This is a genomic window from Izhakiella australiensis (assembly GCF_002006995.1).
GTDB lineage: Bacteria > Pseudomonadota > Gammaproteobacteria > Enterobacterales > Enterobacteriaceae > Izhakiella > Izhakiella australiensis.
Genome location: NZ_MRUL01000002.1, coordinates 506,792 through 522,724 on the forward strand (window position 1 = coordinate 506,792; position 15,933 = coordinate 522,724).

General features: G+C 55.9%; 12 protein-coding genes. 4 read left to right on the forward strand and 8 right to left on the reverse strand.

The window, feature by feature from the left end:
• Positions 1-71 precede the first annotated feature (71 nt).
• From treZ to glgX, 3 genes are all read left to right on the forward strand, one after another.
• On the forward strand, positions 72-1,859 hold the full coding sequence (treZ, locus tag BTJ39_RS05640) for a malto-oligosyltrehalose trehalohydrolase (protein WP_078001693.1): 1,788 nt from the start codon (positions 72-74) through the stop codon (positions 1,857-1,859).
• Positions 1,856-4,387, forward strand: a complete 2,532-nt coding sequence (gene treY, locus BTJ39_RS05645) for a malto-oligosyltrehalose synthase (protein WP_078001694.1) — start codon at positions 1,856-1,858, stop codon at positions 4,385-4,387. The genes treZ and treY overlap by 4 nt, the downstream gene beginning before the upstream one ends.
• A 64-nt stretch (positions 4,388-4,451) precedes the next feature.
• A complete protein-coding gene (gene glgX, locus BTJ39_RS05650) occupies positions 4,452-6,527 on the forward strand; it encodes a glycogen debranching protein GlgX (RefSeq protein ID WP_078001695.1) in 2,076 nt (691 codons plus the stop codon).
• A 226-nt stretch (positions 6,528-6,753) separates the two neighbouring features.
• Here the strand turns inward: glgX and BTJ39_RS05655 are convergent, their stop codons facing one another.
• The 4 genes from BTJ39_RS05655 to umuD all read right to left on the reverse strand — a co-directional run bounded on the left by BTJ39_RS05655 (position 6,754) and on the right by umuD (position 10,130).
• Positions 6,754-6,963 (reverse strand): CsbD family protein, encoded by a 210-nt coding sequence (locus tag BTJ39_RS05655; protein ID WP_078001696.1) that lies wholly within the window; start codon positions 6,961-6,963, stop codon positions 6,754-6,756.
• 143 nt (positions 6,964-7,106) lie between these two features.
• On the reverse strand, positions 7,107-8,318 hold the full coding sequence (locus BTJ39_RS05660) for a diguanylate phosphodiesterase (RefSeq protein WP_078001697.1): 1,212 nt from the start codon (positions 8,316-8,318) through the stop codon (positions 7,107-7,109).
• 127 nt (positions 8,319-8,445) lie between these two features.
• Entirely contained in the window at positions 8,446-9,708 is a 1,263-nt protein-coding gene (gene umuC, locus BTJ39_RS05665) for a translesion error-prone DNA polymerase V subunit UmuC (protein ID WP_078001698.1), read from the reverse strand.
• 2 nt (positions 9,709-9,710) lie between these two features.
• On the reverse strand, positions 9,711-10,130 hold the full coding sequence (gene umuD / locus BTJ39_RS05670) for a translesion error-prone DNA polymerase V autoproteolytic subunit (protein ID WP_078001699.1): 420 nt from the start codon (positions 10,128-10,130) through the stop codon (positions 9,711-9,713).
• Positions 10,131-10,413: 283 nt separating this feature from the next.
• Between umuD and BTJ39_RS05675 the strand changes: the two genes are divergently transcribed.
• Positions 10,414-10,881 (forward strand): DUF1203 domain-containing protein, encoded by a 468-nt coding sequence (locus BTJ39_RS05675; RefSeq protein WP_078001700.1) that lies wholly within the window; start codon positions 10,414-10,416, stop codon positions 10,879-10,881.
• A 63-nt stretch (positions 10,882-10,944) separates the two neighbouring features.
• Here the strand turns inward: BTJ39_RS05675 and aguA are convergent, their stop codons facing one another.
• The 4 genes from aguA to BTJ39_RS05695 all read right to left on the reverse strand — a co-directional run bounded on the left by aguA (position 10,945) and on the right by BTJ39_RS05695 (position 15,499).
• The gene (gene aguA, locus BTJ39_RS05680) at positions 10,945-11,991 is read right to left on the reverse strand and encodes an agmatine deiminase (protein ID WP_078001759.1); all 1,047 of its coding nucleotides are present in this window, start codon (positions 11,989-11,991) and stop codon (positions 10,945-10,947) included.
• 25 nt (positions 11,992-12,016) lie between these two features.
• Positions 12,017-12,904 (reverse strand): N-carbamoylputrescine amidase, encoded by an 888-nt coding sequence (gene aguB / locus BTJ39_RS05685; protein ID WP_078001701.1) that lies wholly within the window; start codon positions 12,902-12,904, stop codon positions 12,017-12,019.
• Between the two features lie 283 nt (positions 12,905-13,187).
• Positions 13,188-14,492: a flippase gene (locus BTJ39_RS05690; protein WP_078001702.1), complete on the reverse strand. Its 1,305-nt coding sequence runs from the start codon at positions 14,490-14,492 to the stop codon at positions 13,188-13,190.
• 29 nt (positions 14,493-14,521) lie between these two features.
• Positions 14,522-15,499, reverse strand: coding sequence for a glycosyltransferase family 2 protein (locus tag BTJ39_RS05695; protein ID WP_078001703.1), 978 nt, complete (start codon positions 15,497-15,499; stop codon positions 14,522-14,524).
• Positions 15,500-15,933 lie beyond the last annotated feature (434 nt).

Sequence of the window (15,933 nt, forward strand, 5' to 3'; positions counted from 1 at the left end):
CGTTAGCTGGTGCGAACCGCGAAAAAGCGCGTTCGTTTTACGAATGTCACTCAATTAAATAAGGAAAATGAATGGCTTCAGGAGCATTTACCGACAGTTGGGGCGCGGAAATTCTGCCGGGGGGCGAGGCCCGCTTTCGCCTCTGGGCGCCGGACTGCCAACGCATCGGGCTTGCGCTTAATGGCGAAGAAAAAAGCATGCATGCCGTTGGCGACGGCTGGTTTGAGCTACGCCTGCCCGACGTAGCCGCCGGCACCGAATACAGCTTTGTACTGGCTGACGGCACAACGCTGGCCGACCCCGCTTCACGTGCGCAAAAGTCCGACGTCAGCGGCCCCTCCTTACTCAGCGATCCCTGGCACTATCCCTGGCAGCATCAGCAGTGGCGCGGTCGTCCCTGGGAGGAGAGCGTTATTTATGAGCTGCACATCGGCACCTTTACCCCCGAAGGGACATTTCGCGCCGCGGCCTGCAAGCTGGCATCCCTCGCCGGGCTGGGTATCACCGTGGTTGAGGTTATGCCGCTGTCACAGTTTGGCGGCACGCGCGGCTGGGGTTACGACGGCGTGCTGCTGTATGCGCCCCATTCAGCCTACGGTACGCCGGACGATTTCCGCGCCTTTGTCGATGTCGCTCACGGCTTAGGCATGTCGGTGCTGTTGGACATTGTTCTCAATCACTTTGGCCCCGAGGGCAATATTCTGCCCCAGCTGGCCTCAGCTTTTTTTGATCAGCAGCGTATGACGCCCTGGGGCGCCGGCATTGACTACGCCGCCGACGCACCGCGTCGCTTTATTATTGAGGCGCCGCTGTACTGGCTGCAGGCTTACCGGCTGGATGGCCTGCGCTTTGACGCTATCGATCAGATTGAAGATGAGTCCGGGCGCCACATACTCGTGGAAATAGCCGAGCGTATCCGGCGGGAAATCACTGACCGCCCCATTCATCTGACCAGCGAAGACTGCCGCAACATCACGTCATTGCACCCTTACGACAGCGAGGGCAGACCGCAGCTTTTCACCGCCGAATGGAATGATGATTTTCACAATGCCGTACACGTTCTGGCAACCGGTGAAACCCACGCCTACTATGCGGACTTTGCCGGCGCGCCCGAAAAGCTGTTTGCCCGGCTGCTGGCCGAAGGATTTGCCTATCAGGGCGAGGTCGCCCCGCAATCAGGTCAGCCGCGCGGCGTCAAAAGCCATGCTCAGCCAACGGTGGCATTCGTCGATTTCTTACAGAATCACGATCAGACCGGTAACCGGGCACAGGGCGAAAGGCTGCTGGCGCTGGCCGACCCCGACTGCGTCAGAACGCTGCTGGCGACGCTGCTTCTCTCTCCCCATATTCCGTTATTGTTTATGGGCGAAGAGTACGGCGAAACCAATCCTTTCCTGTTTTTTACCGACTTTCACGGCGATCTTGCGCGCGCAGTGCGCGAGGGACGCGCCCGTGAGTTTGCCGATCACGCCGGTCATCAGGACGACAGCGTTCCTGATCCTAATGCCATTGACACCTTTGCGCGTTCGAAGCTCGACTGGCGCAAAGCGGAAAGTGCCGAAGGTAAACGCTGGCTGGCGTTGGTTAAACAGCTGCTTACGCTGCGCCATCAGCACATCGTCCCCCTACTGCGTGCGGATCGGGGAAACAGCGGACGCGTCGTACACATTGATGGAGCGCTCATGGTTGTGACCTGGCATCTGCCGGCTGGCACGCTTTCTATGGCAATCAACCTGAGCCAGCAATCCCATCCGCTGCCCATTCTGCCGGGCCAGATGCTGTTTTGCTGGCCATCTCCGGCTGACTATCTGCCGCAAAACGCCATTAGCGTTTACCTTGATCGCGGAGCAACCAAATGACGTTACCCGTGGCGACCTACCGCCTCCAGTTTCGTAACGGAATGACCTTCGACCGTGCCGCTGCGCTGGTGCCATACCTGAAAAAACTCGGTATCAGCCACCTGTATGCCTCTCCGGTTTTTACCGCCGTCGGCGGCTCCACGCACGGATACGATGTGACCGACTGCTGTCAGATAGATCCCGTGCTGGGCGGACGCGCCGGGTTTGATCGTCTGGCCGCCGCGTTGCAAGACGCCGGATTGCAGCTGATCCTTGATATCGTCCCTAACCACATGGCCGCCTCGCTGGAAAATGCCTGGTGGCGCGATCTGATTGAGCACGGCCGCGACAGTCGCTACGCCAGCTGTTTCGATATTGACTGGTCGCGCCCGCTGACCCTGCCGGTGCTGGGTGACAGCTTTGCCGCCGTGCTGGAAAAGGGAGAGCTGCGCATTGAAGCCGACCCGCAGACCGGCAACCCGACGCTAAGCTACTTTGACCAGCACTATCCGCTCACGCCTGCCAGCTGGAAAAAGCGCAAAGGCAAACTTCTGCAAACCAACGATGCGCAGGAGATAGCCCGTTTTCATGAACGGCAACCCTGGCGACTAATGAGCTGGCGCGATGCCCGCCATACGCTCTCCTACCGTCGCTTTTTTGAAATCACCGGTCTGGTCGGCATACGCGTCGAAGAGCCGGAGGTGTTTGATGCAACCCACGCGCTGATTCTCGAACTGGTCCACTCCGGCGCCGTCAGCGGCCTCAGAATCGATCACGTCGACGGCCTTTCCGACCCCAAAGGCTACCTGACACAGCTGCGCCAGGCCGTCGGCAGCCAATGCTACATTATCGTTGAAAAAATTCTCGGCGCCGGTGAACGCCTGCCAGCAGACTGGCCCGTTGCCGGCACCACCGGTTATGAGTTTATTAGCGCCCTGCCTGATGCCCTTATTGCCGCTGAGGGCGTCAGCGCGCTGCGCCAGAGCTGGGAAGCGATGCTGTCCGGGCCGCAGGAGAGAGACGCCCAGCTGCGCGCCGCAAAGTTACAGATGGTGGAAGTGAATTTTGCCGGTGAATTCGCCACCCTGCGCCAGCTGGCTCTGGACTACGCGGCGACAGAAGGGCTGGCGCGGGAGCAGCAGATTACCACCGCGCTGCGGGAGCTGCTGCTGGCTTTCCCCGTGTACCGTACTTATGGCAATCAGCACGGCCTGCCGCAGGATGATCGGGTGCTGTTGCAGCAGGTGGTTCAGGCAGTCGAAGCCCGCCTGCCGCCGCCTGACCGCCGCGCCCTCGGCCTGCTAAGCGATATGCTTACCGCCGCCGTGGCGCCAGCAGCCCGGGATACGGCCCTGCGGTTTTGCATCCGCTTTCAGCAGCTAACGGGACCGCTTATGGCTAAAGCGGTCGAGGATACGCTGTTTTACCGCCAGCATATGGCGCTGGCGCTCAATGAAGTCGGCGCCGATCCGCTGATGACGGAATTTTCGCTTACCCGCTTTTACGCGCTGATGCAGGCGCGGCTTGAACAGCAGCCGGGCGGCCTGTGCGCGACCTCAACCCATGATACCAAGCGCGGCGAAGACGCCCGGGCCAGATTGTATACCCTGACGGAAGCGCCCGCGCGCTGGAGCGCGCTTATGGCCAGCTGGCGTAAGGCGCACCGGCGCCAGATTACCCTGCTGGCTGACGGCCCGGCGCCTGAACCCGCCGTCGAATGGATGATTTGCCAGGGGCTGGCCGGCGCATGGCCGCTCAGGCTGAGCGCCGATGACGAGGCGGGACTGCACGCGCTGGAGGCCCGCTTTATTCCTTATGTCGAAAAAGCGCTGCGCGAAGCCAAACTGCGTACTAACTGGGGGGATAACAACAGCGACTATGAAAACGCCGTGCTGGCGTATGCCCGCTACATTTTTTCGCCTGCGGCCCGCAAATGGCGTGCGGAATTTATCGACGCGCTGCAGCCATTTATTCGCGCCGGTCTGGTTAATAGCCTGACGCAAACCCTGATAAAGCTGACGGCGCCGGGCATTGCAGATATTTATCAGGGCAGCGAGGGATGGGATTTTAGCCTGGTCGACCCGGATAACCGCCGCGAACCCGATTTTACCGCGCTGGCCCAACGCGCTGAGCAGATGCGTACCGCGCAGCTGGCGACAGATCAGTGCTGGCTGGACGGCAGCATTAAACAGTATGTTATCAGCACGCTGCTTAATTTTCGCCAGCAGCACCCAGGACTGTTCAGCCACGGTGAGTTTCTGCCGCTCACCGTCACCGGCCAGCATCCGCAGCAGGTCATCGCCTTTGCCCGCCAGCACGGCCCGCAGACGCTGATTGTGATTTTACCGCGGCTGACTCTTGACGCGCTGCACGGCCCCTACAGCCTACTGGCTGCCGCGTGCTGGTCCGGTACCAGCATCATGCTGCCGGAGCCGCTGGCCGGGCGCCGTTATCTGAATCTTCTGCGCGACGAAGAGGTCACACTCTCCCAGCGCGTTGACATCGCCAGTATCGCCGGCCCGCTTCCCTTTCTGATTCTGAGCGGCTGAAAAACCACGATGAACAATAACCTTACCCGTTGGCAATATTCCGTTTATTTGACTGGAGAGATGTATGTCGGACCGCAAGACGCATAGCATTCTGGCTGGGAGCAGCTATCCGCTGGGAGCAAATTACGATGGTGAAGGCGTCAACTTTGCCATTTTTTCCGCCTACGCTGAACGCGTTGAACTCTGTCTGTACGCGCCGGACGGAAAAACGGAAATTGCCAGGCTGACGTTACCGGAATATACCCACGAAGTCTGGCATGGCTATGTACCAGGGCTGCAGCCCGGTGCGCTATATGGCTTCCGGGTGCATGGCCCGTTCGAACCGGAGGCTGGCCACCGCTTTAACCCGCACAAGCTGCTGATCGATCCCTACGCCCGCGAGCTGGCGGGAAACATCGACTGGAACGAAGCCCATTTCGCCTATGAGTTACACCACGATGACCGCGACCTGACCTTTGACAGCCGTGACAGCGCGCCTTTTACCGCGAAATGCCGGGTTATCGATCCCCAGGGATTTAACCTCCACTCTCCCGGCCGCCCGGTCATTCCCTGGCCCCAAACCGTTATTTACGAAACGCACGTTAAAGGTTTTACCCAGCTAAATCCGGCGCTGCCCGCAGAGCTGCGCGGCACCTACGAGGGGATGGGCCACAACGCCTCAGTTGAGTATATAAAAAGCCTCGGCATTACCTCGGTGGAGCTGCTTCCCGTTCACTGGTTCCCCGACGACCAGCACCTGCTTGATAAAGGGCTGGTCAACTACTGGGGATATAATACGCTGGGCTTTTTCGCGCCCGCCTCGCGCTATTATGGTCCAAACGGACTGCACGGTTTTCGCGATATGGTACGTGCTTTTCATGATGCCGGCATCGAGGTCATTCTTGACGTGGTTTATAACCACACGGCGGAAGGCAACGAGCTTGGTCCTACCCTCTCTTTCAGAGGTATCGATAACTTCTCGTATTACCGTACGCTACCCGAGCAGCCGCGCTATTACATTAATGACACGGGCACCGGCAATACCGTTAATACCTCGCACCCGCGCGTGCTACAGCTGGTGACCGACTCGCTGCGCTACTGGGCTGATACCATGGAGATCGACGGTTTTCGTTTCGACCTCGGCACCATTCTCGGCCGCGAGCCGGAAGGCTTCGATCAGCGCGGCGGCTTTTTTGACGCCATCACTCAGGACCCGACCCTTGGTCAGCTTAAGCTGATTGGCGAGCCCTGGGATATCGGTCCGGGAGGCTATCAGGTCGGGGGTTTTCCTCCCGGCTGGGCGGAGTGGAACGATAAATATCGTGATACGGTCAGAGAATACTGGAAAGGCGATAACGTCTCGCGTGATTTCGCCGCCCGGCTGCTCGGCTCAGGCGACCTCTACGACCTGCGCGGCCGACGGCCGTGGGCCAGCGTCAACTTTATTACCGCCCATGACGGCTTCACCCTCAACGATCTGGTGTCTTATGACCAGAAGCATAACGAGGATAATGGCGAAGATAATAATGACGGTCATAATGACAATCGCTCTGCCAACTACGGCTGGGAAGGCCCGACGGACGATGCCGATATTAACGCGGCGCGCGAACGGCAAAAGCGCAATTTCCTCGCCACGCTGCTGTTCTCTCACGGTACGCCGATGCTGCTGGCAGGCGATGAAACCGGGCGCACCCAGCGGGGGAATAATAATGGTTACTGCCAGGATAGCGATATCTCGTGGGTGCAGTGGGAAGATCTGTCGCCTGCCGCCACAGCGCTACGCGAGTTTACCCGGCAGATAATCAGCCTGCGCGCGCTGCAACCTCTGCTGCGCCGCGAGAACTGGCGCGACGGCATGGATATCAAATGGTTTAACGCCGGTGGCGGCTTTCAGCTGCCCGAACACTGGGAAGAGGGAACTACGCTTGGCGTTTACATTGGATATGCTGATAGCGTCGTCGAGGAAGGCATCTGGCAGGATGCACTGATTTTAATGAACCCTTATCAGGAAAGCGTTCAGTTCCGCATACCCCAGTTTGGTGAAGCCGGCTGGGTGCTGGAGCTTTCTACCGCCGACCCGGCGCAGCATGGCCGCATCATCACTCGCGAAAAAGATTATGAGCTGGCGAGCCGCAGTTTTACCCTGTTCCGTCGCCCCTGAGGTGTGATAATGGCTGTTGCCCTGCCAGGACTCAGGGCGACAGCAAAACCGCGTTAATCAGCCATGTGTGATGATTACATGTCGTTGACTTAATGACGTTTTTTCCGAATGCAGTACGCGCAGAGTCAGTTAAACATCATTTATTGGTGAGGATTACCCGTTTAACAGCGTTTACTGTTTCGCTGCGGTCCCAACCCCGGCCCGTTGGTGCCGGGGTTGGCGGTCGCTACCAGTTAAAGTGGTTTGAATCTTCCCACTCTTTAAGCTCTTTCTCCGCCTGATCTTTGCCATAACCATAGCGTTCCTGGATACGGCCAACCAGCTGGTCGCGTTTGCCCTCCACCACGTCCAGATCGTCGTCGGTGAGCTGACCCCATTTTTCCTTCACTTTTCCTTTGAACTGTTTCCAGTTTCCGCTGAGGCGATCTTCGTTCATAAGTGCTCTCCTTTTGTGTCAGCGTTATCGTCTGACAGCCTGATGCGCAGTTAATTTGGCTGCGTAATCCTAACTGTAGTTCAGTTATCTGGAGATAGCCTTTCAGCCAGCACACTTACGGATAATTCCTGACTCTCGCGATATCATTTATTATCAGGCCAGGCGACCGGCGGGATACCATTTAGCACCGGCTCGGCAAACAGAAAGCCCTGGAAGGTAGAAATACCGGCAGCCTCCAGCCACATCCACTCCTCTGGCTTCTCCACGCCGGAGGCGGTAAGACCAATTTCCAGTGAGGTGCAGCAGCGGATAATGGCATGGACGATCGCCTGCCTGGGGCCGCTGCGATGAACGTCGCTAATAATACTGCGATTGATTTTTATCCTGTCCGGCTGGAAACGCGTCAGCAGTTGCAAACCAGCAAAACCGGCGCCGAAATCATCAATCCCCAGGCTAATTCCCGCGGCTTTCATCTGACGTATCGCCGCGCCAAACTCGTCGAGGCGGGAAATAACCTGCTTTTCGGTAAACTCGACGATAATTTGCTCCGGCACCAGGCCACCGTCCTGAATTCCCTGCAGCAGCCGCTCTACGGCGTTCGGAACCATAACCAGCGACATCGGCAGCAGATTAACCGTCAGCGTTTGTTCGCCAATATCAAGCCGTTTTGCCATAGCAAATGCCTGGGCCTTACTACTCAGATCAACCTCATAAAGGCGCTCCGGTGGCAGATTGGCCAGATAGTGCTCTGACAGGCCGCCCTCCGGGCTACGGATCAGCGCTTCCAGCGCAACGATTTCACGGGCAAAAGGGTCCACCACCGGCTGAAAAGCAAAACGGCAGTCGGCAGACTCATCCGGTACTTCAGCGGTTTTTACCGCCGCGTCGTCATCGCGGGCAAATACCCAGTGGCCCGGCAGTGGGATCTCGTAGTAGGTTTCCTTTTCCGTGGCTTCGACAAAGGTGCGTAAAAAGCCCAGCGCGCGATCGTCATAGGTTAGCTGATAAGTTGAGGTTCCCTTGCTCAATACCGCTCTCAACACGCTATCCCTGTCGTGTTCACGCAGATCGAACAGCTCCATGCCCAGGTTGCCGAAGCGTCGCTCTGGCGCATAATCGCGCATCAGCTCAACAATATTGTGGTGACGCGAATCCTCATAGATGCGGTCATAAATGTTGCTAACAGCTTTCTCAGGTCCCTCAAGCAGCTGGAAAAAATGCGTACCGTTAAACAGCAAAATACCCGTTACATCGAACAGCTCATTTTTTTTGTTTGCCGACGCCACCATTTCTTCAATTTCTTTCAACGGCACGTCATCACAAATATGGCTGCGATAAATCAGAGTGGAGAGCATGGGAAGATCCTGATAGCAGGTAGAGACCAGGGGCACAAGGTAACAGAATACGTCTGTCGGTTATACCCTTCTTTTATAACAAAATAGCCACAAATGCAGCGCTGATTTTTTAACAGGACAGCGCCTGCTATTTAGCAATCGGTAGGTCAGAGTATCTTGTTGTCCAGGCGGGGGAAAGCATTTCCCGCTTCATGGCCCAGGCCTTCTCTATTCCCTGCCCGGCAAACCAGACTTTTCCTTTACCGGAGGTATTTATCGAATCAATGGCCTTCATCAAGGCGGCGCTGTCGGCCCTTGGCGCGTTCTCATCAAACAGATTGAGCTGTGCCACGCCGTTACTGAAAAAATCAGCCAGCATGACGCCCGCTTTCATATAACGATGTCCATCACGCCATATGCGATCGAGCGAATCCGTCGCGGCACCGATAATATCCCGCGTATCATTTGTTGGCGTCATTAGCGTCGTCGCGGCCTGATTGCCATAATAACTCTCACCCTCCGCATGAGGGCTGGTACGCAAAAACACGCTGATAAAACGACAGAACTGCCGCTCGCGCCGTAATTTTTCCGCCGCGCGCTCGGCGTAGGCGCATACGGCCTGATGCATATCGGTATAGTGCGTAATGCGGTGACCGAAAGAGCGGCTACAAACGATCTGCTGTTTGATCGGCGCAAACTCTTCCATCTCAAGGCAGGGCTCGCCGCGAAGCTCGCGCGCGGTGCGCTCCAGCACCACGTTAAAATGCTTTTTGATCACCCACGGTGAACTGTCGGCCAGGTCGCGAGCAGAATTGATGCCCATCAGATTCAGCCGGCCGGCAAGACGCTTGCCGACGCCCCACACATCTCCGACCGGCACGCGCACCAGTAATCTCTGGCGAAGGTTATTATCCGACAAATCGACAACCCCGTTGCGAGCGGGCCATCTTTTCGCGGCATAGTTCGCCAGCTTAGCCAGCGTTTTGGTTTGCGCGATACCCACGCCAACCGCAAGCCCGGTATTTATGCGTACCTGGCTGCGCATCTGCTGGCCGAACGCAGCCAGCGGCATGCAGTTAATAACGCCGCTAAGGTTAATAAAAGCTTCATCAATGGAATAGATTTCTACCGCAGGTGACATCTCCATCAGCGTCTGCATAACGCGATCGCTGAGGTCGGCATAAAGGGCATAGTTAGAGCTAAAGACATGAACCCTGGCGCTGTAAGTATTATTTTTTATTTTAAAATAAGGCTCGCCCATTTTTATCCCGAGTAATTTAGCTTCCGCCGAACGTGAAATCACGCAGCCATCGTTGTTAGAAACCACGACAACCGCCTGCCCGCGCAGGTCAGGGCGGAAAACCGTTTCGCATGACGTATAAAAACTGTTTACATCAACCAGCGCGTACATGGTTACTTGTGCGTTTTCAGAGAAAAGGTGACGACGCCAAATACCTCTAATTCTTCTTCGCGCTGAAATACAATCGGCGAGTAATTATTATTATGCGGCATCAGCTGGATATACGGGCGGGTGCGCAATTCTTTTACCGTAAACTCACCGCCCACCGCCGCAACAACGATATCACCATGCCGGGGTGGCAGAGAGCGGTCGACCACCAGCAGATCGCCGTCGTTGATACCCGCCCCGCGCATCGAATCACCGCTGACCCGGATAAAGTAGGTGGCGTTTGGGTGCTTTATCAGCAGCTTGCTAACATCCAGCCGGTCTTCAACATAATCCTGGGCCGGACTCGGAAAGCCGCAGGGTACGCGCTCAATAAAAAGTGGAAGGCTGGCCGTTGCGTGACGCACGCTGGGTTTGATGAGCTGCATAATATTGACCCCCGAATTACTGTATTTATATACAGTATTACCAAAAGCCGCGATCGATCAAGCGCCCCGTGAGTCGTTTCCGGAAAGCGTCTGAATTGACGATGAATTTAGCTAAACGTTCCGTCAGCGTCGTGGGGCGGCGCGCTCGTCCCGCAAAGCGCGTTTTTCAGCGCGGGCAACCGGCAGATGCTAACGGGCTATGCATAAATCCGGTGTCCGTAAACGGCCAGCACCAGGCCTCCTTCGGGTGTGTAATAGCGCTGAACCCACTTTTGGAGGCTTTATGAATTACACCGTTCTCGGGCTGGATAGCAGCGAATTTACGCATTTATATGGGCAAAGTGATGACTATCTGGCGGCGCATCAGGCCGTCAGAGTCAAAGCGCAGAGCGAATCGGACTATCCCGACCGCATCGCGCTGCGCAACGTTCCCGTCGGTGAGAATGCCATACTGGTAAACCATGTCTATCAACCGGCAAAATCACCCTACTTTGGTCGCCATGCGATTTTTATTCATGAAGGCGCTAGCGGACAGGGGAGATATGAAAATGAGGTTCCGGAGTATTTGTTTACCCGGCAGATTTCGTTAAGGGCATTTAATGAGGCGCATATGATTATCGCAGCGCATGTTGCAGAAGGCGCCGACGTTGAAAACCTAATCTTTCAACTCTTCGCTAACGCGCAAACCTCATATATTCACGCGCACAGCGCGCGCTTTGGCTGTTATATGTGCGCCATTAAGCGTCAGTAATAGCCACAATCAGGCGCACCCGCAGGCAGGGTAAACAATACACGATTGTCTACCCTGCCACGCTTAGCCCTGCGGGATCTGCTGGGTGATGCAGTGGATGTTGCCACCGCCCAGCAAAATTTCACGGGCCGGCACGCCGGTGATGAGATAGTCGGGGAAGACCTGCTGTAGCAGGCTTCGCGCCAGCTCGTCGGTTTGCGCATCAAGCAGCGGGAAAATAATCTGCTGATTGCTTACCAGGTAGTTGACGTATGACGCCGCCAGCCGGTTGCCCTCGCGGCGTTCAATCGCGTTACCGCTGCTGACGCCCTGAGTTTCTTCAACGCTGACGTACAGGACCGGCGGCGCCGGCATTTTCCACACCTTCAGGCGTCGCCCACGGGCATCGACCGCCTGCTCCAGCACCGCCAGCGCGGAATGCGAACGCGCATATTGCGGATCGGCCGGATCATCGCACCAGTGCAAAATCACTTCGCCCGGACGGGCAAAGCAGCACATGTTATCGATGTGACCATCGGTTTCGTCGTTATACACCCCTTCAGGCAGCCAGATGAAATGCGTAACACCGAGATACTGGCTCAGCAGGCTTTCGATCTGCGACTGCGACAGATGAGGATTACGGTTAGGGTTGAGCAGACACTCAGCCGTCGTCAGCAGCGTTCCTTCGCCATCGCTGTGGATAGAACCGCCTTCCAGCACCAGTGGCGCGGCAAGGCACGGTATGTCGAGCTGCGCCAGCACCGCCGCGGCAACCTTTTCATCCTGCGACCAGTCGTCATACAGACCGCCGTTGAGGCCACCCCAGGCGTTAAACTGCCAGTCGATACCTTTGCGCTGGCCGTCAGCTGTGACCACCACCGTTGGCCCGGTATCGCGCATCCAGGCGTCATCGCTCGGCATTTCCACCAGCGTCACCCGCGCATCCATGACTGCCCGCGCCTGCGCCATCATGGTGGACGGCACCCCCATGAAAACCGGGGTGCGCTGGCTGATAGCGGCGGCGACCGCGGCAAAAGCCTGCTGCACCGGTACGGCCTTATCGCGCCAGGTATCCGGGCGATAAGGCCACAGCATCCATACCGCCTGCTGCGGCTCCCACTCACCGGGCATTCTTAATACGGCATTTCCAGCCATCTTACTTACTCCATGATTTGCCATCGGAAGTCGCGATGCGTCCGTACATTTCCGGACGACGGTCGCGGAACAGGCCCCAGGCCGCGCGCTGGGCGGCAATGGCGCGCAGATCAAATTCATGTACCAGCACGCACTCTTCGCTCTTCCCGGCCTGGGCGACCAGCGCACCGGTCTGATCGGCGATAAAAGAGGAGCCGTAAAAGGTCATTTCCAGCCCGTCGACATATTTGCTGGCTTCGGTGCCAATGCGGTTAGAAGCGATGACCGGTACCAGATTGGCTGCGGCATGGCCCTGCTGGACCCGGGTCCAGTGCGGCTGGCTGTCTATTTCCGGATAGGCCGGTTCGGATCCGATCGCCGTTGGATAGAAAATAACTTCCGCCCCCATCAGCGCCAGGCTGCGGGCCGTTTCAGGGAACCACTGGTCCCAGCAAATGCCAACGCCGACTTTAGCATAGCGGGTCTGCCATACCTTAAAGCCGCTGTCGCCGGGTACGAAGAACTGCTTCTCCTGATAAGCCGGGCCGTTCGGAATATGGGTTTTACGGTAGGTATCCAGCACGCTGCCATCAGCATCAATCATGACCAGCGAGTTGTAATAGGCATTGTTAGCACGTTCAAAGAGGCTCAGCGGCAGCACGACCTGCAGCTCAGCCGCCAGCGCGGAGAAATGCTTAATTAACGGGCTGTTATCAACTTCTTCAGCCAGCGCGTAGTGTTCCGGGCTCTGGTCGATACAGAAATAAGGCGCGGCAAACAGCTCCTGGATCAGAATGATTTGCGCGCCCTGCGCGTGGGCCTGCCTGACCAGCTTCTCAGCGTTTTGAACGTTTTTCGGCAGATCCCAGCTGCACGCCATCTGGGTTGCAGCGACTGTTACTTTGGTCATAAGGCCCTCTTTTGCCATACGGTTAAATAAATGTCAGTGATAAAAACGGCCGAAAAGCATCATGGCTCGCGGTGCAGGTCCTTATGCGGCCAGTGTTGGCTGCACGCGTTATACACGGGTGCAGCCCCGTTGCCAATACGTGGCTAAAAGAAAAAGCACCAAGCCCGCAACGGCCGATGCTCTCAGAGAAAGTGTAATACCCGCAGAGGCTATCTGCTGGAAAAAGAAGTGAATATCATTGCGTTGCGCAGTGCGGCGGCCGCAGAGCGCGGCCGCCGTTTTATCAGGCGTTTTCACCCTGAGAGGTTTCAAGAACCGCCGCCGGGTCGCGCGCCAGATACTCTTTCAGGATACCGTGTTTCGCCATCAGCCAGACCACACCGGCAAAGACCAAAAACTCGGCCAGCACCAGCGAACTGGCAGCACCTATTGCACCGAACTGCCACGCCAGCAGGCCACACACCGGCAGGTTGATCAATCCGGCAGCCAGCATCACGTACATGCGCTGACGCGCCAGTCCGTGAGGGATGAGAATTTGCAGACCGGCCGGATAGCTGACGTTGCCGAAGATAAAACCACAGACGGCAATGCGCAGCACGTTGGCCGATTCATGGAATTCCGGTCCCAGCAGGATGCGCACGATAAGGTCGGCAAAGCAGAAGGTAAACAGCACGATAAACAGGCTGATAAGAAACGAAAAAGAGATACTTTTACGGGTTGAAGCAATCGCCGCCGCGCGGTCACGGTGAAACAGAAAGCTGACGCGCGGGAAGAAGGCGTTACCAATCTGTTCGGGCAGCGAGTTCGCCGCCTTTTTCAGCCGGTCAGCGCCGTTATACAGGCCGACCATATAGGTGCTGGTGACGCTGGCGAGAATCAATACGTTGATGTTGTTAAACATGTTGGCGCCGAAAATCGCCAGAAAAACATGTACGCTATCTTTGATTCGCTGCCAGATTTCCGCAGGCTCGAAGCGATAAAAACCAATCACCCGCATCCTGACCACGAACACCAGGGTTATCAGGGCGGAAATAATCATCGTCAGCCCGGGGATCAGCGCCGCCAGCCAGGTATCATCCGGGCCTTTCACCAGCAGGAAGGTCAGCGGAATTGAACAAAACTGGCCGATGGTGGAAATTATCGCCGTTTTACCCAGCTTCTCATAACCCTGCATCAGCCAGCCAAATGAAAACAGGCCACCGAACAGCACCGTCGAATTTGCCAGCACGATGAAAAACAGGTGATGCCACTGAGGACGGAACCAGGTAGCCAGCAACAGGACCGACAGCGTTGAGCAACCCATCAGCAGCTTGGCGTTAAATGTTGACCAGAACAGCTGGGTCACCCGCGCGGGATCGTCGCGGTGGTGCGCGATATCTTTGGTGGTGTAGACGTTAAAACCCCAGTCTGAAATCGTACTGCAATACATCACGCAGGCAAGGCCCAGCGCCAACAGCCCCATATGTTCCACGCCCAGTACGCGGGCCAGATAGGGCAGCGTAACCAGCGGGAAAATAAATGAAGCCCCGCGATATGCCAGCAGCGATAATATATTTATCACCAGACCTTTATCGAAAACTTTAGCCATTAGCTATCAACCTCTATCGTGACCAAATGTCATGCCGCTTTTTTGTAGCCACGCTTAATTCGGATTAAATTAGAATACACTTGCGGTTTGTTTAGCAGTAACCAGTCAACCACACCGCCTGGTTTCAGATTTTTTCCCAGAGAATAAATAGCCTCAGTGACGTAATTCGGCACCGGCGTTCCGTTTGCCAGCGACAGATGAATCATCAGGCGGAACGAATGGAGCAGATACAGCTGGCGCAGCTGACGTAGCTCCTGTTCATCAGTCACCAGCTCATTAAGTTTGTCGTAGCTTTCAATGAAGGCTTCATAACGACGACGGAAAAAGGCATCGCCTTTGGTACTGTTGGTCAACGATCCCTGACGAACGCGCTGGCGATAATAGATATTACGGCTGACCCAGGCGTGGCGGGTACGCAAAAACGCCTCCAGCGTGTAAGCGTGATCCTCATGCAGTCGGGCAACGTATTTCATCTGATAATCAACGATCACCTGGCGGCGCAGCACATAATTCCAGGTGGCAGAGGTATAGGCGCCGCTGCGCAGCAAATCACAGAGCACGCTACGCGAGGGAAGCTGACCAAACTGGTGGTGTTCAACTTTCGACCAGGTCTGCGTGGGATTATCATCATCAAACATCAATGAGTTAAAACAAAACAGCTCCAGATCCGGGTGCTGACTGGCAACCTGGCTCAGCTCAGCAAAAAAGCCATCGCAAACAATGTCGTCGGGATCGCAGCAGAAAATGAACTCGCCTTCGGCCATGGCAATGCCGGTATCACGCGCATTGCCCAGGCCACCGTTAGGGATGGTGACGATCTTCACATGCGGGTAGTCGGCATAATGTTTCTCCAGCAATGTCAGGGTACTATCGGTGGAGCCATCGTTAATGACGATCAGTTCATTCGGCGCAGGAATTTGTGCCAGTAATGAATCCAGACATTCAACGATGTATTTCTCAACGTTATAAGCAGGCAGGATCACCGACAACAAAGGTTGCGTTGCCATAAAATACCCCTAAGAAGTTATCAAATTTAGTCTCAGATCAAATTATCCCCAGTTATTTTCTGGCGCGTCAACACTCAAGCATAATTACGCTGCTGATTAGGATAATGCTTAATAACGTGACAGCGGTCAGTTACAAAAGAGTGACATCCTGTTTAAATGGATAAATAATCGTACGCGCGCACCGGGAAAATAGAAAAGAGAATATATTTCCTGTTGATTTAAACCTGAATTAAAAAAAAGAATCCGCATTATTCCGATAATGCTTTTTTTCGGATTAATACCAACTTTCGTTAACAACCAGCCAAATTTCAGACAGAAAATAGCCATCCCAACGCCTCTGTCACCCAATGGTCAAAAAGCATCCTCCGTCGTCCGGCAAGACTTTTCTATTGTCCTCACTGCGCGCGGCGCCCTCACGAGTGCCTGGCGGTTTT